The 18,037-nt window shown below is 71.2% G+C and carries 18 protein-coding genes; 9 read left to right on the top strand and 9 right to left on the bottom strand.

Features of this window, described 5'->3' with window-relative positions; genetic code table 11:
• Window positions 1-49 precede the first annotated feature (49 nt).
• Entirely contained in the window at window positions 50-937 is an 888-nt protein-coding gene (locus AB0O34_RS22560; RefSeq protein WP_363918260.1) for a YegS/Rv2252/BmrU family lipid kinase, read from the top strand.
• 34 nt (window positions 938-971) lie between these two features.
• Here the strand turns inward: AB0O34_RS22560 and AB0O34_RS22555 are convergent, their stop codons facing one another.
• The gene (locus AB0O34_RS22555) at window positions 972-1,859 is read right to left on the bottom strand and encodes a PfkB family carbohydrate kinase (protein WP_363918301.1); all 888 of its coding nucleotides are present in this window, start codon (window positions 1,857-1,859) and stop codon (window positions 972-974) included.
• Between the two features lie 256 nt (window positions 1,860-2,115).
• Here AB0O34_RS22555 and AB0O34_RS22550 point away from each other — a divergent pair, with 256 nt between their 5' ends.
• The 4 genes from AB0O34_RS22550 (at window position 2,116) to AB0O34_RS22535 (ending at window position 6,642) form a co-directional block, all read left to right on the top strand.
• The gene (locus AB0O34_RS22550; protein WP_363918258.1) at window positions 2,116-2,628 is read left to right on the top strand and encodes a hypothetical protein; all 513 of its coding nucleotides are present in this window, start codon (window positions 2,116-2,118) and stop codon (window positions 2,626-2,628) included.
• 11 nt (window positions 2,629-2,639) lie between these two features.
• Window positions 2,640-3,197, top strand: a complete 558-nt coding sequence (locus AB0O34_RS22545) for a hypothetical protein (protein ID WP_363918256.1) — start codon at window positions 2,640-2,642, stop codon at window positions 3,195-3,197.
• 98 nt (window positions 3,198-3,295) lie between these two features.
• Complete coding sequence (locus tag AB0O34_RS22540; RefSeq protein ID WP_363918254.1) at window positions 3,296-3,733, top strand: hypothetical protein; 438 nt, start codon at window positions 3,296-3,298, stop codon at window positions 3,731-3,733.
• 158 nt (window positions 3,734-3,891) lie between these two features.
• Window positions 3,892-6,642 carry a DEAD/DEAH box helicase gene (locus tag AB0O34_RS22535; protein ID WP_363918252.1) on the top strand — a complete coding sequence of 917 codons (2,751 nt, stop codon included), beginning with the start codon at window positions 3,892-3,894 and terminating at the stop codon, window positions 6,640-6,642.
• A 47-nt stretch (window positions 6,643-6,689) separates the two neighbouring features.
• Here AB0O34_RS22535 and AB0O34_RS22530 read toward each other — a convergent pair whose 3' ends face one another.
• The 3 genes from AB0O34_RS22530 to AB0O34_RS22520 are packed head-to-tail and all read right to left on the bottom strand — an operon-like array spanning window position 6,690 to window position 9,946.
• Window positions 6,690-8,090, bottom strand: coding sequence for an RNB domain-containing ribonuclease (locus AB0O34_RS22530; RefSeq protein ID WP_363918250.1), 1,401 nt, complete (start codon window positions 8,088-8,090; stop codon window positions 6,690-6,692).
• Between the two features lie 31 nt (window positions 8,091-8,121).
• A complete protein-coding gene (locus AB0O34_RS22525; protein WP_363918248.1) occupies window positions 8,122-9,027 on the bottom strand; it encodes a 5'-3' exonuclease in 906 nt (301 codons plus the stop codon).
• 4 nt (window positions 9,028-9,031) lie between these two features.
• Window positions 9,032-9,946 (bottom strand): PP2C family protein-serine/threonine phosphatase, encoded by a 915-nt coding sequence (locus tag AB0O34_RS22520; RefSeq protein ID WP_363918246.1) that lies wholly within the window; start codon window positions 9,944-9,946, stop codon window positions 9,032-9,034.
• A 308-nt stretch (window positions 9,947-10,254) separates the two neighbouring features.
• On the opposite strand from AB0O34_RS22520, the gene AB0O34_RS22515 reads away from it, so the two are divergent.
• On the top strand, window positions 10,255-11,322 hold the full coding sequence (locus AB0O34_RS22515) for a Xaa-Pro peptidase family protein (RefSeq protein WP_363918244.1): 1,068 nt from the start codon (window positions 10,255-10,257) through the stop codon (window positions 11,320-11,322).
• A 52-nt stretch (window positions 11,323-11,374) separates the two neighbouring features.
• Entirely contained in the window at window positions 11,375-12,532 is a 1,158-nt protein-coding gene (locus AB0O34_RS22510) for an acyl-CoA dehydrogenase family protein (protein WP_363918299.1), read from the top strand.
• Window positions 12,533-12,585: 53 nt separating this feature from the next.
• Here AB0O34_RS22510 and AB0O34_RS22505 read toward each other — a convergent pair whose 3' ends face one another.
• Entirely contained in the window at window positions 12,586-12,792 is a 207-nt protein-coding gene (locus tag AB0O34_RS22505) for a hypothetical protein (RefSeq protein WP_363918242.1), read from the bottom strand.
• Between the two features lie 158 nt (window positions 12,793-12,950).
• Here AB0O34_RS22505 and AB0O34_RS22500 point away from each other — a divergent pair, with 158 nt between their 5' ends.
• Complete coding sequence (locus AB0O34_RS22500; RefSeq protein WP_363918240.1) at window positions 12,951-13,163, top strand: SelB C-terminal domain-containing protein; 213 nt, start codon at window positions 12,951-12,953, stop codon at window positions 13,161-13,163.
• A gap of 385 nt (window positions 13,164-13,548) precedes the next feature.
• Here the strand turns inward: AB0O34_RS22500 and AB0O34_RS22495 are convergent, their stop codons facing one another.
• From AB0O34_RS22495 to AB0O34_RS22480, 4 genes are all read right to left on the bottom strand, one after another.
• Window positions 13,549-13,698, bottom strand: coding sequence for a GPGG-motif small membrane protein (locus AB0O34_RS22495; RefSeq protein ID WP_358552277.1), 150 nt, complete (start codon window positions 13,696-13,698; stop codon window positions 13,549-13,551).
• Between the two features lie 96 nt (window positions 13,699-13,794).
• Window positions 13,795-14,196 (bottom strand): hypothetical protein, encoded by a 402-nt coding sequence (locus AB0O34_RS22490; RefSeq protein ID WP_363918238.1) that lies wholly within the window; start codon window positions 14,194-14,196, stop codon window positions 13,795-13,797.
• Between the two features lie 302 nt (window positions 14,197-14,498).
• Window positions 14,499-14,879 carry a hypothetical protein gene (locus AB0O34_RS22485; protein ID WP_363918236.1) on the bottom strand — a complete coding sequence of 127 codons (381 nt, stop codon included), beginning with the start codon at window positions 14,877-14,879 and terminating at the stop codon, window positions 14,499-14,501.
• Between the two features lie 912 nt (window positions 14,880-15,791).
• Window positions 15,792-17,315, bottom strand: a complete 1,524-nt coding sequence (locus AB0O34_RS22480; RefSeq protein WP_363918234.1) for an ATP-binding protein — start codon at window positions 17,313-17,315, stop codon at window positions 15,792-15,794.
• 489 nt (window positions 17,316-17,804) lie between these two features.
• On the opposite strand from AB0O34_RS22480, the gene AB0O34_RS22475 reads away from it, so the two are divergent.
• The coding region (locus tag AB0O34_RS22475; RefSeq protein WP_363918232.1) for a hypothetical protein at window positions 17,805-18,037 on the top strand (233 nt) is incomplete at its 3' end.

Raw genomic sequence — 18,037 nt, 5'->3', positions numbered from 1 at the left:
CAGCGCTTTACCCCTGGATTAGTGGGGTGTGTCCGGATAGGTTCCGGCTGTGGCTGGTGAGCTAGTAGTCCTCGTGAACCCCGCGGCCCGTGGCGGCCGTACCCTCCGGCTGCTCGACCCCGTCGTGCGCCGCCTCCGCTCCGGTGACCGCCCCGTCTCGGTGATCGTGGGGACCTCCGCCGAGGACGCGCTCGAACGCGCGTGCACGGCCGTCGCGGAAGGGCCGGAGGCCCTGGTCGCCTTCGGCGGCGACGGTCTGGTGCACCTGGCGGTCCAGGCGGTCGCCGGCACCGACGTCCCCCTCGGGATCATCCCCGCAGGGACGGGGAACGACATCGCCGACGCCCTGGGCATCCCCAAGCGGGACCCGCTCGCCGCCGCCGGCATCGTGGCCGAGGGCAAGACCCGGGTGGTGGACGCCGCCCGGATCGGTGAGGACGAGTGGTTCGCGGGGGTGGTGGCCTGCGGCTTCGACTCCAAGGTCAACGAGCGGGCCAACCAGTTGGCGGGTCCGCCGGGGACGGCGAAGTACCTCCTGGCGATGGTGCGGGAGCTGCGCTCCTTCGTCCCCGTCCCCTTCACGATCACTGTGGACGGCGAGGTGGTCGAGCAGGAGGCCATGATGGTGGCCGTGGGCAACACCGGCTCCTACGGCGGCGGCATGCGAATCTGCCCGGACGCCGTGCCGGACGACGGCCTGCTCGACGTGCTGACGGTCGGCAGGATCCCCAAGGGGGCCTTCCTGCGGACCTTCCCCCGCGTCTACCGGGGGACGCATCTCGGCCACCCCGCCGTGACCTCGCGCCGGGCCCGCACGGTCACCCTGGACGCTCCCGGCATCGTCGCCTACGCCGACGGGGAGCGCATAGGCCCCCTGCCGCTGACGTGCACCGTCGAGCCCGGCGCCCTGCGCGTCCTCGTCCCCGCGGCGAGCTGAGCGGTACCACGTTCAGGTCCACCCCGGCCGTACCTCATCGTAGCATCCAAGATCGCGTGCCGAAGGAGCCGCACGAGGTGGCGGCGACCGAGGCCCCGAAGCCGAGCGCTTCGGCGAAGGCGTCCTCGGTCAGCTCGGCCCCCCTGGCCGCCGTCGCGGACAGGGCGAAGGCGAGCGCGCCGTGGAACACGTCTCCGGCGCCGAGGGTGTCCACCGGGTCGACGGCGGGGACCGGAAGGAGACGGACCTCGCCCGGCCCCTGCCACAAGATCGGGCCGGGACCCCGGGTCACCGCGGCCCAGGGCACTCCTGACGCCCGCAGATGGGCGAGGGTCGCCTCGGGCGTCCGCGGGCCGGGTGGATGGAAGTCGGCGGACACGACGGCGACATCGATGTGCGGAAGCAGTTCGGCCGTGCCCGGTTTCCAGCTCCCGCCGTCCAGGATCGTGAGGCGGCCCAGATCGCGGGCGAGGCGGGCCGTGGCCTGCGCCACCCTCGCGTGGTGGCCGTCGACGAGCACCGCCTGGCTCTCCGAGATGAGCCCGGAAAGATCCGGAGGCGGTCGAAGGTCACGGCGGGCGGAGTTGACGGACACCACCGCCCGGTCCCCGGTCTCCCTGGTCACCATGATCGTCGACATGGTGGGGGCGTCACGGGCGCCGGGCGTGAGATCGACGAGACGTACGGCGCGGTCCTCCAGGTCGGCCATGATCCCGGCGGCCAGCGGATGCGCGCCGACGGCGCTGAGCAGCGTCGCGGCGCCGCCGAGAAAGGAGAACGTGACCGCCGCGTTCGTCGCGGGCCCACCCGCGGAGATCGCCTGTTCGAGGGCGGTGACCTTCTCGTTCGCGTGCGGCATGCGCTCGACCGACTGGATGAGATCCAAGGTGGACAACCCGACGAACAGCACACCGGACGCCATGCTCACCGGCGTCCATGCGTGGGACCGAGGCTTGGATGGCCGGGGGACACCGGACTGTCCGAGGGGGCCGAGTCCGGCCCGACGCGGAGCTCAGTACCGCTTCCCGGATCACTTCCCTGGCCCATGGACTCATTTCACCGCGACAGGGGTGGGTAAATCCAGCCGGATCACCCGGGCCTGCAGTGGATTCCAAGAGATCGACAAGCTTCCCCGGCCACGCTGGTCTCAAATGATCAACGACGAACGGAGAACGGGGATGTACCGGCTGATCACCCGCTTACTCACCCGCGTGTCGCTCGGCGGCGCGCTGGTCGCGGGATCGCTGCTGACGGGGAGCCCCTCGCACGCGGACACCGCGCCGATGGTCCGGGTCGTGCTGGAGAGCTTCATGGCCTACGACCTGGAGGAGAGCGGTCACGACGAGATCTTCGTGATGGCCCAGCGCGGAAACAAGGCTCAGAGGCTCTTTCCGCAGTCGGATTCCTACCTGTCGGTCGCCAAGAACGACTGCGTCTCCATCAACGGGGGCTACTGCCCCGTGGGCAGCCGCCTGAGGAGCTTCCGCGCGGTGAACACGCCGTCCTACCCGGCCGACGGCCAGCTCCTGATGGTGGTCCTCTGGGACGACGACCTCTCGGGCGACGACGCGCTGGTCAACGTGCCGCTCTGGCCGCAGCCGATCAGCCAGAACGAGCACCACCGGGAGGAGGCCGACATCAACGGCTACCACTACGTGATCGAGTTCCGGCTCGAACCGGCCTGGGCCTGAGGGAGGGCAGCATGAGCACGTTCCTGTCGAGAATCACCGCCACGGCCGCCGCGCTGACGCTCGCCGCGGTCCTGGCGCCGCCCGCCCACGCCGCCTCGCCGGAACCGGTACCGGTACCGGACGCGGGATCCCAGAAGATCATTTCAGAGAACTCCGGCCTCGCCCCCGGGCCGCTCAAGCTGGTGCTCGGCTCGCTCCAGGCGTATGACCTGGAGGAGAGCGGCCAGGACGAGGTCCGCATCGAGGTCAAGGCCGACGGCGGCGAGTGGTACAAGATGTGGCCGACCAACGGCACCGAGGCCAATACCAAGGTCAATACCTGCTGGGTCCTGACGAGCACCGCCGCGGGCTGTTCCCCGGGATCGGCCCAGCCCTCCGCAGGGCCGTACGTCCACCTGACCCTCGCCCCCGGCGCCCGCTTCACGATCGAGGTGTGGGAGGACGACGTCATCGGCGATGACCTGCTGCTGAGCATCCCTGTAACCGTCATGGGCGGGACGCAGATCATCGACGCCTCGTCCACCCCCGGCAAGGGGTTCAGATACCGCCTGGTAGCCCGCATCGAGTGACGTCTCCGGCGGGCTCCACGTGGTGGGGACCGCCGTCACTCGCGACCTTTCCGTCAAGCTGCCTTGACGTCAAGACGGCTTGACGGAATACTCGGGCCATGTCCACTCCCGATGAGCTTGAACGCCGGTTCACGCTGCTGACCGCGGCCGCGCGCTATGACGCGCTTCGTGCCCGTGACGCCCTGGCGTCCCCGGCAGATGAGAACGACCCCGAGCTCACGCCGCCTGACCCCGGCGCGGAGCCCCTGGCGCGCGGTGAGACGCTGGAGCTTCTCGCGCTGGGCGAGGTGATCGCGCGAAAGGCGGGCTACGGACGTCAGCTCTCCGTGCGCTCCGCCCGCCGGGCCGGCGCTTCGTGGTCGCAGATCGGCGCCGCGCTGGGGACCAGCAAGCAGGCCGCGTGGGAGGCCCACAGCCGATGGATCGACGAGCAGTCCAAGGAGCCCCGGCGCGACGGCCACTGGGGCTGGGACGAGAACGACATGGCGGCCGCACGCAGGCTCGTAGGCGACCCCGGCAGCGAGGACACGGAATGAGCGACACCGCCGTCCATCCCTTCCTCCTCGACGCGAATGGGAACGTGCCGGGTCACGAGATGGACATGCCGCACTGACGCCGTCTCTCCGCGCGCTCCGCCCGATCCAGACCGAGCGGCCGACAGGACCGGAATTCGGTTATCGGTAGGCTGAAGTGCATGACGACGCCTGCGGAACGCTATGCCGCCTTCCGTGAAAAGCATGCAGCCAGCGGGCCGGCGCTCACCTCCTTCCGCGGCCTGTACGACTTCGAGCTGGACGAGTTCCAGCTGGACGCCTGCCGCGCGCTGGAGGCGGGTGACGGCGTGCTGGTGGCGGCCCCCACCGGCTCAGGCAAGACGGTCGTGGGCGAGTTCGCCGTCCACCTGGCCCTTGCGCAGGGCAGCAAGTGCTTCTACACCACGCCGATCAAGGCCCTGTCCAACCAGAAGTACAACGACCTCGTACGCCGCTACGGGGCCAAGAACGTCGGGCTGCTCACCGGCGACAACAGCGTCAACGGCGACGCGCCGATCGTGGTCATGACCACCGAGGTGCTGCGCAACATGCTGTACGCCGGCTCAACGACGCTCGCCGGGCTGAGCCACGTGGTCATGGACGAGGTGCACTACCTCGCCGACCGCTTCCGCGGCGCCGTTTGGGAAGAGGTCATCATCCACCTCCCCGAGTCCGTGCGGGTGGTCGCCCTGTCGGCGACCGTCAGCAACGCAGAGGAGTTCGGCGAGTGGCTTGGCGAGGTGCGCGGCGACACCACGGTGATCGTCGACGAGCACAGGCCGGTGCCCCTCTGGCAGCACATGCTGGTCGGCGACAAGCTGTACGACCTGTTCGTCGACGAGGACAACCGGCCCCGCATCAACCCGGGCCTCATGCGCATCTCCCGCGACGAGCAGCGCCTGGCCCAGGCGCGCGGCAGGCGCGGCTACTCGAGGCCGCGCCGCTCGGCCAACTCCGTCAGCCGCTCCGACGCCATCGAGAAGCTGGACTCCGAGGGCCTGCTGCCCGCGATCACGTTCATCTTCTCGCGGGCCGGCTGCGACGCGGCCGTTCTGCAGTGCCTGCACGCGGGCATCCGGCTCACCACCGACAGCGAGCGCCACGAGATCCGCCAGATCGTCGACGAGCGCACTTCCCACCTGCCCGACGAGGACCTCTCGGTGCTCGGCTACCTGGAGTGGCGCGACTGCCTGGAGCGGGGCCTCGCCGCCCACCACGCCGGCATGCTCCCGGCCTTCAAGGAGGTGGTCGAGGAGCTGTTCACCCGTGGCCTGGTCAAGGCCGTGTTCGCCACCGAGACCCTGGCGCTGGGCATCAACATGCCCGCGAGGTCCGTCGTCATCGAGAAGCTCGACAAGTGGAACGGCGAGACCCACGCCGACCTGACCCCGGGGGAGTACACCCAGCTCACCGGGCGCGCCGGGCGGCGCGGCATCGACGTCGAGGGCCACGCCGTGGTCGCCTGGCAGCCCGGCATGGACCCGGTCGCGGTGGCCGGGCTGGCGAGCACCCGCACCTACCCGCTCCGCTCCAGCTTCCGCCCCTCGTACAACATGGCCGTCAACCTGGTCGGCCAGGTGGGCAGGGAGCGCGCCCGCACGCTGCTGGAGGCCTCGTTCGCCCAGTTCCAGGCCGATCGGGCGGTCGTCGGCATCGCCAAGCAGGTACGGCGGGCCGAGGAGGCGCTCGACGGCTACTCCGAGGCGATGACCTGCCACCTCGGGGACTTCCAGGAATACGCCCGGATGCGCAGGGACCTGTCCGACAAGGAGGCCGACCTCTCGCGCCAGCGCGGTACGGCCCGGCGGGCGCAGGCCGTGCGCTCCCTGGAGGCGCTGAAGCCCGGTGACGTGATCCGCGTCCCCGGCGGCAGGCGCGCGGGCCTGGCGGTCATCCTCGACCCCGGGCTCACCATGCGCACCGAGGGCCCCTCACCGCTGGTGCTGACCATCGGCAAGCAGGTCAAGCGCCTGTCGGCGGCCGACTTCCCCGTGCCGGTCGAGCCGGTCGAGCACCTGCGCATCCCGAAGGGGTTCAACCCCCGTGCGCCCAAGGACCGTGCCAACCTCGTCGCCACCCTGCATGCCAAGATCGGCGACCGGGACTTCGGCCGCCCCGTCCGGGCCCGGGACCACGACGCCGACAGCATGCTGGCCAGGGACGCCACTCCCGGCACCCCCGAGTGGGAGATCGCCGAGCTGCGCCGCCGGTTGCGCGCCCACCCCTGCCACGGCTGCGACCAGCGCGAGGACCACGCCCGCTGGGCCGAGCGCTACTACAAGCTGCTCCGCGAGACCGAAAGCCTGCGGCGGCGGGTCGAGAGCAGGTCCCACGTGATCGCGCGCACCTTCGACCGGGTCTGCGGGGTCCTCGACCAGCTCGGATACCTGGAGGAGGAGGCCGTCACCCCCGAGGGCCGCCGGCTCGCGCAGCTCTACACCGAGCTCGACCTGCTCACCGCCGAGTGCCTGCGTGCCGGCATCTGGGAGGAGCTCGATCCGGCCGAGCTGGCCGCGTGCGTGTCGTCCCTGGTGTTCGAGTCCCGGCAGGCTGACGACGCGCGGCAGCCGAAGATCCCGGCGGGCGGCGCCAAGGAGGCGCTGGCCTCGACGGTACGCATCTTCGCCGAGCTGGAGGACATCGAGCGCGACCACGGGCTGTCGTTCATCAGGGAGCCCGACTTCGGGTTCGCCTGGGCCGCTTTCCGCTGGGCCAAGGGCCACAGCCTCGACGCGGTACTCACCGACGGCGACCTCGCCGCGGGCGACTTCGTGCGCTGGGTCAAGCAGCTGCTCGACCTGCTCGACCAGGTCGGCAAGGCGGCGCCCCCCGGCAGCAAGGTCAAGCAGAACGCCGCCAAGGCCATCGAGGCCCTCCGCCGCGGCGTCGTGGCCTACTCCTCGGTGGCCTGACCTGCCCCGCCGCGCCCCTCCGCGCGCAACGCGGGAGGGGCGCGGGGTCAGGCGAGGGTGAACCGCACCTCTCGCGTGAGGAGGTCGGCCCGGGTCAGCCGCACCTGCACCCTCGCGCCGAGGGGCAGCCCCTCGCCGTCGCAGCGGGCGACCACGGCGGGGTCGGCCACCTGCACCACCCCGCCCGCCTTGCCGTCCTCGGCGTCCACCACGACGGCGTCGAAGGTCTGCCCGACGCGGTCGCGCAGCACGAACGCCTCCACCAGGTCGACGCAGGCGCGTTCGACGGCGGCGGCGCGGCGTCCGGTGCCCGCCATGAGCGCGGGAAGCCCTTCGAGGGCCTCCTGCACCGGCTCGGGCACCGGCACGCCCTCGGCCACGGCCAGGCACACCTCGGTGCCGTAGCGGTCGACCAGGCGACGAAGCGGGGCGGTCACGTGGGCGTACGGCGCGGCGACGGCGGCGTGGGTGGCGTCCCTCGGCGGCTCGCCGTTGAACGCGGTGTACCCGGCGCCGCGCAGCAGCACCGTCGACTCCTTGAGGAACGCCGCGTTGCCGGGGATCTTGGGGTCGAGGCTCCGCACGACCTCGCCGAAGGCGGCGCCCTCCGGCCAGGGCACGCCGAGCGCCGCGGCGATCCTGCGGACGCGCGCGACGGTGTCCTGCGGGGCGGGCGGCAGCGTGCGCAGCACGCCCATCTCCGCGTCGAGCATCATCGCGGCGGCGGCCATGCCGGTCATGAGGGAGATCTGCGCGTTCCAGTCCTCGGCGGCGAGCGGGGTGCGGAACTCGACGCGGTAGCCGTCGCCGTGGCCGACGACCTCCTGCTCGGGCGTGGGCAGGCTCACCCCGCCACGCGCGCGTTCGAGCTCCTGGCGCAGCCCGCCGACGATGGGGAGCAGCCGCAGGGTGCCGTCGGCGGTGCCGGTGTCGATCGCCGCCTGCACGTAGTCGTAGTCCAGCCGCTCGCGGCTGCGTACCAGCGCCCGGCTCACGTCGGCCCCCACGGTGCGCCCGTCGGAGTCGAGGTCGACGCACCACAGCGCCGCCGGCCGCACGACGCCGGGCAGCAGGCTGGCCGCCCCCTCAGACAGCACCGGCGGATGCAGCGGGACGCGCGCGTCCGGCATGTAGACGGTCTCGCCGCGCCTCCTGGCCTCGGCGTCGATCGCGCTCCCCGGCGGGACGAACGAGGCGACGTCGGCGATGGCGTACCAGACCCGGTAGCCTCGGGGCCGCTCCTCGATGCACACCGCCTGGTCGAGGTCCATCGACCCGCGGGGGTCGACGGTCAGCAGCGGCAGGTCGGTGCGGTCGGGAAGCGAGGGAAGCGGAGCCGAGGCGACCCGGGCAGCCTCCTCCAGCGTGGGAAGAGGGAACTCCCCGGGGAGCTCTAGCTCGCCGCGGATGCGCTCGAAGCCCTCGGCGAGCCGCGGCGCGTCGGACACATGGATCGTTTTGGGACGCACATCGAGGATCTTAGGGGGCCAGCGTGGCGAGCAGGCGGTTCAAGGGGTTGTCGAGGCCGTAGCGGTCGGCCAGGGCGACCAGCGCCTCGGAGTCGCGCGGCGCGGACGGGCGCGCGATGGAGACATCGGGGAGCGGCGCGTCGTGGGCCACCTTGACCACCGCCGGGGCGACGGCGAGGTAGTCGCGAGCCTTGGTGAGCTTCAGGCGGCTGCCCGCGGGGAACCCGTCGGTGACCCCGTCGTCGATCGCTTTCAGCATGGCGTCGAGGGACCCGAACCGGGTGACCAGCGCGGCGGCCGTCTTGTCGCCGACCCCGGGGACGCCGGGGAGCCCGTCGCTGGGGTCGCCGCGCAGGGTGGCGAAGTCGGCGTACGCGCGACCGGGGATGCCGTACTTCGCGGACACCTCGGCCTCGTCGATCACCTGGAGGTTGCGGATCCCCTTTATCGTGTAAAGGACACGGCACGGCTGATCGTCGTTCACGAGCTGGAAGAGGTCGCGGTCGCCGGTGACGATCTCGACCTCCCCGGCGGCGCGGGCCGTGTAGGTGCCGATCACGTCGTCGGCCTCGTACCCCGGCACGCCGACCCGGGCGATGCCGACGGCGTCGAGCACCCGCTCGATCACCGGAACCTGGGGGGCGAGGGTGTCGGGGACCTCTTCCTCGTGGCCGGTCGCCACACGGTGGGCCTTGTAGGAGGGGATCGCCGCCACCCGGAAGGCGGGCCGCCAGTCGGCGTCCATGCACGCCACGATCTCGTCGGGGGAGTGGCCGCGGACCAGTGTGGCGATCATGTCGATCAGCCCTCTGACGGCGTTGACGGGCATGCCGTCGGGGGCGGTCATCGACTCCGGGATCCCGTAGAACGCCCGGAAGTACAGAGATGGGGTGTCGAGAAGCATCAGCCCTGGCATGGCCCTATCCTTCCAGCACTCCCACGGCGAGCAGACAGATATCGTCCTCCGGGTTCGGCCCGCCCACCGACTCGACCAGCGTGTCGAGCTTCTCCTCCAGGCAGGCGTCCCACGTCAGCGTCTCGGCCGCGGCGGCGGTGAGCGCCAGGCCCTCGTCGATGTCGCGCCCGCGCCGCTCCACCAGCCCGTCGGTGAACAGCAGCAGCAGGTCGCCCGGGCACAGGCTCAGGCTGCCCAGCGCGTACGGCAGGTCGAGGCTCGCGCCGAGCACCACCCCGTCGGGGGGGCTCAGCTGCCGGGCCACCCCGTCCCTGACGAGGATCGGGGGCAGATGGCCCGCCTGCGCCCAGGTGAACAGGCCGGACAGCGGGTCCAGATGGCCGGCGACGGCCGTGGCCGTGCCCTCGCCCATGCGGTGGCACACCAGGCCGTTGAGCCAGGCCAGCAGCCGGTCGGCCGGCTTCCCGGTCATGGCGAGGCCCACCAGGGCGTGGCGGAGCTGCGCCATCTGGGCGATCGCGGGCAGGCCGTGGCCGGCGACGTCGCCGATGGCCAGCAGCACCCGCCCGTCGGGCAGCGTGGTGGCCTCATACCAGTCGCCGCCCAGGCTGGAGGTCTTCTCGGCTGGGACGTAGCGCACGGCGATGTGGGCGCTCGGCATCAGGATCGACCCGCCGGGATCGGGCAGGATCGCATCGCGCAGGGCCACCGAGACGCGCCGCGCCTCCGCCGCCTTCTGGCGCGCCTGCAGGAGCTGCCTCCGGGACTCCCACATGATCCGCTGCGCGTTGGCGAGCCGCGCTCGCAGCCGCAGGATCGTCTCGGTGGTCGTCAGCGGCGCGGAGCCGTGGGGGAGTGCAGCCTCTGGGTCGTTCGGTGTGGGAAGGGGTGGCGGTGAGCCGCCCACTACGCCGACCATGTAGCAGCTCGCTCTCAAAACACCGGGTAGTTGGAATATTAAGGAGCGGATCGTGATCGCCCCTATGCGAATAGTAATCATTCCGGAGCGAGCGTGAGGGGTGTTTCCTCTGGTGGCAGGGGTTTCCCTGGGGGGTCGGCTCCACCGGGTGGTCCGCCTTGGTGGGGTACACCCCCATCGGTGCCCGGGGGCCGCCGGCGGTGTGATCTGGGCGGCAGGGGGTGCGGGCCGGGGAACACCGGTGGAATACATTGGTCGGTGTGACAACGACGTCGTCTGATCTTTACCCCGTTACCCGCGTTGCGGACGTGCGTGAGGCCACCGCCGCCGCCGGCATCGACGCCCTGCTGCTCACCCCGGGCCCCGACCTCCGCTACGTCACCGGATACGACGCGCTTCCGCTGGAGCGGCTCACCTGCCTGGTGGTGCCCGCCGGCGGCGAGGCGTTCATGGTGGTGCCGAGGCTGGAGCTGGCCGCCGCGGAGGCCTCGCCGGCCGCGCGCCTCGGGCTGGAGTTCGTCCCCTGGGACGAGACCGACGATCCGTACTCCCTGGTGGCGGGCAGGATCGGCAGGGTGGCCACCGTCGGGCTGGCCGACCGCATGTGGGCCATGCAGTCGCTGCGCTTCCGCGACGTCCTGCCGCGGACCGAGCAGGTGCTCGCCGGGTCGGTGCTGCGCGAGCTGCGCATGCGCAAGAGCCCCGCCGAGGTCGCCGCGCTGCGCGAGGCGGGCACCGCGATCGACGCCGTGCACGCGCAGGTGCCCGGCCTGCTCAAGGCGGGCCGCACCGAGCGCGAGGTGGGCAAGGACATCGCCGAGGCGATCATCGCCGCCGGGCACGTCACCGTCGACTTCGTCATCGTGGGCTCCGGCCCGAACGGCGCGAGCCCCCACCACGAGCTGTCCGACCGCGTGATCCAGGCGGGCGACCCCGTAGTGATCGACATCGGCGGTCAGATGCCGAGCGGATACTGCTCCGACTCCACCCGCGTCTACAGCGTGGGCGAGCCTCCCGCCGACTTCGCGGCCTACTACGAGGTGCTGCGCCTCGCCCAGGACGCCGCCTGTGAGGCCGTACGGCCCGGCGTGACCTGCGAGGCGGTGGACGCGGCGGCCAGGGAGCTGATCGCCGAGGCGGGCCACGGTGACCGCTTCGTCCACCGCACCGGCCACGGCATCGGCCTGGAGACGCACGAGGAGCCCTACATCGTCTCGGGCAACACCGAGCCCTTGGCGCCCGGCTTCGCGTTCTCGGTCGAGCCGGGCATCTACCTTCCCGGCCGGCACGGCGCCCGCATCGAGGACATCCTCGTCTGCACCGAGACGGGCGGCGAGCGCCTCAACAACCAGCCTCGCGATCTCGTCATCGTGTGACGCAGGTGTGACCCCCCATGAGAAGTGACCCCCTGTGACCCGGAGTGCATCGATGGCGGTCGACCGCGCCCTGCCCACCCCCGAGGCCCATGACCTGCTCGACCTGGTCAGAGACCTGATCGCCAGGGAGGTCGCGCCACGCGCGGCGGGCGACGAGGCCGAGGGCCGTTTCCCCCGCGAGGTGTTCGCGACGCTCGGCCGCGCCGGGCTGCTCGGCCTTCCCTACCCCGAGGAGCACGGCGGCGGCGACCAGCCGTACGAGGTCTACCTGCAGGTCGTCGAGGAGATGGCGGGCGCGTTCCTGGCCGTCGGGCTCGGCCTGTCGGTGCACACGCTGTCGTGCTTCCCCCTCGCCGCTTACGGCACGGAGGAGCGGCGTGCCGCGCTCCTGCCCGCCATGATCGGCGGCGACCTGCTCGGCGCGTACTGCCTGTCGGAGCCGCAGTCGGGCTCGGACGCCGCCGCCCTCACGACCCGGGCCGTGGCCGCCGACGACGGCGGGTACACCGTGAGCGGCGTCAAGGCCTGGACCACCCACGGAGGCGTGGCCGACTTCTACACCCTCATGGCGCGCACCTCCGGCGACGGGGCCCGCGGCATCTCGTGCTTCCACGTTCCGGCGTCCTCGCCGGGGCTGTCGTTCGCCCGCCCGGAGCGCAAGATGGGCATGAGGTCCTCGCCGACCGCCCAGGTCCATCTCGACTCCGTACGGCTCCCGCCGGACGCGCTGGTCGGAGCGGAGGGGGAGGGTTTCCGCATCGCCATGGCGGCGCTGGACGGCGGGCGGCTCGGCATCGCGGCATGCGCGGTCGGCGTCGCCCAGGCGGCCCTCGGCACCGCCACGTCCTACGCCCGCGAGCGCCGCCAGTTCGGCTCGCGCATCGCCGACTTCCAGGGCCTCGGCTTCATGCTCGCCGACATGGCCACCCAGGTCGCCGCCGCGCGTGCGCTGTACCTGGACGCCGCCCGGCTGCGCGACGCGGGCCGCCCGTACGGCACGCGGGCCGCGATGGCCAAGCTGTTCGCCACCGACATGGCGATGAAGGTCACCACCGACGCCGTGCAGGTGCTCGGCGGCTACGGCTACGTCGAGGACTTCCCGGTCGAACGCCTCATGCGCGAGGCCAAGGTCCTGCAGATCGTCGAGGGCACCAACCAGATCCAGCGCGTGGTCATCAGCCGCGCCCTCACCAAGGACGGCCCGTCGTGACGTGCCTTGTCGCTCCGCCGCCGCCCGCGACTCCGATGGTCTGACCAGCGCGGCTACGGCCGGGCGTCGCGGCGGAACAGGGCCGTCCAGAGGAAGGGTTCGCCGAAGCTCCGGGACTCGGGGGGTTCGTCGCGCATGCGGCGGATCTCCACCTCGGTCAGGTCGGAGAAGATCCACCGCAGGGACTCCGGTGTGTAGGCCAGGCCGCCATGGAGGCGCGACTGGCGGTAGAAGTCGTCGTCGGGAAGCTCGGAGCCCATCTCGCCGGCCGCGAAGCAGGTGAGGGCGAAATGGCCGCCGGGCGCGAGGGCGCGGTCCAGGAGGGCGAGGTAGCTGAGGCGGCGGTGCGGCGGCAGGTGGTGGAAGCAGCCCGAATCGAAGATCAGGTCGTACGGGCCGCGCAGTTAGGGCCGGCGCGTTGCTCCGCGTCGCCGACGGCATCGTGCTGCTCCCCGGCGCCGACCGCCGCGCCGCCGGGCTCCTGACCGGGCTGCCCCAGCCCTTCACGGTCAGCCAGGCGCGCCAGGCGCTCGGTACCAGCCGCCGCGTCGCCGTCCCCCTGCTGGAGCACCTCGACCGGCTCGGGCTGACCGTCCGGTCCGAAGACGGTGGGCGCCGCCGCGCGCCATGAGACCTCTCCGGCGGCACCCGATCCTGACCGTGGCCAGCGCCCGCTGCCGCTCCAGGTGGAGGATCCCTACGCCCTGTCGAAGCAGGTGGACGAGGCGACCGCCGCGATGATGGCCCGCCGCTACGGCATGGACTCGGTGGCGCTGCGCTTCCCCTTGCTGGGCAGGCCGGGCGACCAGCTCCCGAACCGGGCGGCGAGCTACGCCGCCGTACCGACGGCGGGATCGAGGCGCCATGACGAAGGGCCGGGTGCCCTCCATTGGGAGGGGCATCCGGCCCTGTTTCTCGGTATTACCGCCCGCCACGGACCCGGCGCCGTCGCCGGCCGGGTGGGTGGTCAAGGATTGGCGACCACGGAAGGGTCAGCTGGGCACGGTATCCCGTGCCTACACATTGAAGATACTCACTCCTCCAGGCCCGACCAGGAGGCCGACCACGATCAGTACCACGCCCCAGAGGATGTCACGGCGTGCCAGGAGGACGTAGATGCCAGAGATGACGAGGACGACTGCGAGGATCCACAACAAGGTAGCCATGACCTAGCCGCTGCCCGAGCGCCGGGGCGGTAAACGAGACCGGTCACGCGGGAAAGATCGCGTTTCGGTCACGGCCGTCGCCTGCGGCGTCCCGCGTCAGTCGTCCTCGCAACAACACCGGTCGTCGTCCCCGGATTCGTCCGCGTCGGTCGTGTCCTGTTCCCTCGCCTTCTTCGAGGCCGGCTTCTTGGCCTTCTTCGGGGCGATGACGATGACCTGGAGGGTGATGTTGCAGACCTTGGCATGCCTGCACAGCGCGTTCTGAACGGTGGTCGCACCGCCCGCGGTGCTGGCCGAGGTGTGCTGGTAACCGCGGTTGATCGAGGGGCTCTTGACGGAGAAGATGTTGCGGTTGCGGGTGCCGTTGCCGTCATGGCTGCGCACCCCGCCGCGGTCGTCGTCATCGCCTCCGCCGTCTCTCGCCGCGTGGTGCGTGTGGGGGCGCTCCGCGAGCGCGCGCGCGGGGGAAGGCGCGATGATCCCGATGAACGTCGTCAAAGCCGTTACACCGGCAAGAAAGCACACGGCAAGGGTCCTTCGTGGAAGAACCATGCCGTCATGCTGACAAATCATTGTTTGTCGCCCCCTGCTGCATCAGACTGAGTCCGGGCAGGCAGTCCTTGGATCCGGACCTGATCGTCAACATATCGTTCATCGGGGCGTAGGTCGCGTTCCCGGTGATTCACCCCCAGATTATTACCGCATCATTGCCCTGGGTGATGGTGAAATCCGTCAGGCGTCTAGCAAATACGATGAATACCAAAATGAACCACTTGTGGGCGTCGATATTGTGGGCGGCGCTACCACCGCTCGAGGCGCGTCCGGAGCTTCTGGGTGATCTCACAGATACGAACCTTCTTCTTGCAGACGGCCGACTCGGTATGGCTGTTTCCGCCTACGCTGGTATTCGACACATTCTGCAGGCCCGTACTGGCGATGGGGCTGAGGATCTGCGAATAGCTCGTGTTGTGCTTGCCGTTGGCGTCGCGCATGCGGACAGGGCCGTGATCGCCGGCCAGGACGGCCGCCAGGGAGCCCCGGGAAGTCGCCGGCGGCCCCGCGCTCGCCTGCGACGGCGAGGCGACGGCCCCCGCCGCCGCGATCACCAGCGCGGCCAGCGTCAGCCGTCGTACATGGGCGGGCACCTCGGCGAGCGGTCTCTCCGCGCCGTGACGGGTCATGTCGCTGGGCACCTGCCCCTTCAGGTCATATGGCGGCGGGGACCGGCCGGTCGGCATCTGGGCGATGTCACCCTCCATACCCGCGCACGGGGCCGGTCCCGCCCGGAGTGATCCATTGGCGCAGATGATTACCTGGGCTTTGGCATGGAACACCGGAGCCCGTCGCGCCAGGTGAGGCCCCCGGTTCGCCCGCGGCGGCCTACCGGATCCCCCTGGCGTTGGGGCTGTAACCACAAAACACGCATCAACCAGACGTATTCGCGTCGTCACCATATGCTGTGGCCTATCGGGGATGCCCCCTCTCGGCGTGACCGATGAGATCTCTGCCCGGCGAAGACCCGGCCCGGGCTCTGAAGGGCGTTGAGCCGGGTCGCCATCGTCTGGACAGACGACGAACCGAACGCGAGGAACGGCATGGCAGTCAAGGGTGGCCAGTGCGGCAGATGTCGCGGAGTTCTCACCGCTATCGATCCCGGCCGTTACACCTTGGTCCGGGCCCGGCTCATCCTCACTCACGGCTACTGTCAGTGCTCGGGTGAGCGGGCCGACCTCACGACGCCTCCGGGAGGCGTCCAGGTGGACGCTCCCACCACCACGCAGCACGTCCGATCCAGGCCGTACGCGAGCCCCTCCCGTAGCTCCTGACCGGAGCGGGAGCCGGGCCCCGCCCTCAGGCGCGGGCCACGCCCGGCCGTTCCCCCCGCGAACACCGCCCGCGAAGTTCCTGCCCCAGCTGGCCGGGCACGCCGAGGGAGGCCCCCGGAGGTAGAGAACCGGCGCTCCACCGTGATCCGGCGCGGGCGTCCCGCCCGCCTGAAGGTCGAGCTCTCCCGGCCGCAGGCCGAGGACGCGTCGCCGAGGGGGATCATCCTGGTGATGAACGTTCTCCCCGAGGAGTGAGCGCACCGTCCATCAGGGCGTGTCCGGCGGCGCGTCCTCGGCCGGCAGGGTGAGGACGAAGCGGGTGCCGCCGGTGTAGCCGGTGTCCAGCTCGATGTGCCCGCCGTGGTAGGCCATGATCTTCCGGCACAGCGCGAGTCCGATGCCCGTGCCCCCGTACCGGTCGCGGCTGTGCAGCCGCTGGAAGATGAGGAAGATCTTCTCGGCGAAGCGCGGCTCGATGCCGATGCCGTTGTCCGCGACGGTGATCCGCCACTGGTCGCCGGCCCGCTCGGCCTCGATCGCGACCACGGGGACGCGGTCAGGGTGGCGGAACTTCAGCGCGTTGCCGATGAGGTTCTGCCACAGCATCACCCACTGGGTCGGGTCGCCGCTGATCTCCGGTAGGTCCCCCACGTCGACCCGCCCGCCCGAATCCTCCAGCCGGGCGCCGAGGTTACGCAGGGCCACCTCCACGGCGTCGTTGAGCTTCAGCCGCACCGACTCGGCGTTGACCCTGCCGATGCGCGAGAAGTTGAGCAGCTCGTTGATGAGCACCTGCATCCGCTTGGCGCCGTCGACGGCGAAGTGGATGTACTGCTTGGCCCGCTCGTCGAGCTCGTCGCCGTAACGCTGCTCCAGCATCTGGGTGAAGCTGGCGACCTTGCGAAGGGGCTCCTGCAGGTCGTGGCTCGCGACGTAGGCGAACTGCTCAAGCTCGCTGTTGGAGCGCCTGAGCTCCTCGGTCTGCTGGGCGAGCAGCTCGCGGGACTGGCGGGTCTCGTCCAGCTCGGTGACGATCCGCCGCCGCATCGCCTCCATGTCGCGGGCCAGCGCCGCGAGGTCGGCGGGACCGCCGGTGTCCACGTGGTGGCCGAAGTCGCCCGCCGTGACCCTGCGCGAGGCCGCGCTCAGCCGTGTCAGCGGCCGGAACACCACCATCCGCAGCAGCAGCGCGAGCGCGAGGATGGTCAGCAGGAAGGCCACCACGATGGTGACGAAGGAGAGGTCCCTGAAGGTTCTGGCCGAGGCCAGGTCGGCGCGGGCGTCCTCGCGGGCGCGGGCCCAGGCCGTCTCCTGGGCGGTCAGCGCGGCGCGCATGGCGTCGAAGGCGTGCCTGCCGGCCTCGGTCTGGTCGCCGGGCACACTGTCGGCGCCCTGGCTCCGGACGTACGCGATCATCGGCTCGGCGTGCCGCGCACGCCAGTCGGCGCTCAGCCGCTCGATCTCGTCGAGCTCACGCAGCGGCGGCGCGCCGGGCGCCAGCTCGCGGATGGCCGTGGCGGCCCGCCTCTCGGTCACCTGCCCGCGCCGGTACGGTTCGAGGAACTCGTCTTTGCCCGAGAGCAGGAAGCCGCGCAGGCCGGTCTCCTGGTCGAGCAGGCCGGTCTGGACGCGCTCGGCCTGGAGCCTGGCGGGGGAGATCACATCGGTCAGCCGGTTGGAGACCTGCGTGGTGTGGCGGAGGACCGCCGAACCCGCCACCGCGGAAACGCCCAGCATGACGACCATCACGACGAGCACCAGGTTGAACCAGGCCTGAGCGCTCCAGCGCACGCTCACGCCGTGCCCGGCGCGATCTCAACGGTGGGGAACATGCCCGGAATCGTAGCGACACAGGGAGCCGGCGGCCCACTCGGCCTCGGCGATGCCGACGCCCGGACGCCCACCGGGCCGGAAACCCGTCAACCTGTGGGGTGACCACGGATCAGTCGCGCGGTGGATAGCGCCGGAACCGGGCGGGATTACTCATCAAATGATCTATTTGCCCTCGTGTGACGGTTATCCGTAAGCGCTTTCACACGTGCCCGAATCCACGCGCTCGCCGGGCCACGGCGTTCCGGGGCCGCTCTCCTGTCGTGCCGTGGGGACACGGCCGGGCTTTCGCTGTCCGGAACTCCCCGGCAGGCCGGCGCGGCACCCGGTCGCCAAGCTCCGATACGCGGGCTTCCCGCCGAGAGAGATTATCGATGAGACCAAGTCGAAGAGGACGCCGGGTTCACCAGGTGGGACGAGACCTCTGACGGCGACGTGAAGACGGCCTCGGTGACGTTCACGACCAAGAACTTCGCCGACTACTACCTGATCTGGGGGCTGAACAAGGGCGGCGCCATCGCCGTCGACGACATCGTGCTGAACGGCTCGACCGTGCGCGGGAGACGGCCGGGAGACATGGCCGTGACGGCCGGGCGCCACCACCGGCGCCCGGCAGTCCGGGCCCGCCGTCCGGGCCCGCCGTCCGGGCCCGCCGTCCGGGCCCGCCGTCCGGGCCCGCCGTC

Origin of the sequence: Sphaerisporangium sp. NPDC088356 (genome assembly GCF_040685555.1) — a bacterium.
GTDB lineage: Bacteria > Actinomycetota > Actinomycetes > Streptosporangiales > Streptosporangiaceae > Sphaerisporangium.
Note: the sequence above shows the minus strand (reverse complement) of the source record. Positions and strands in the feature narration are given on the sequence as shown.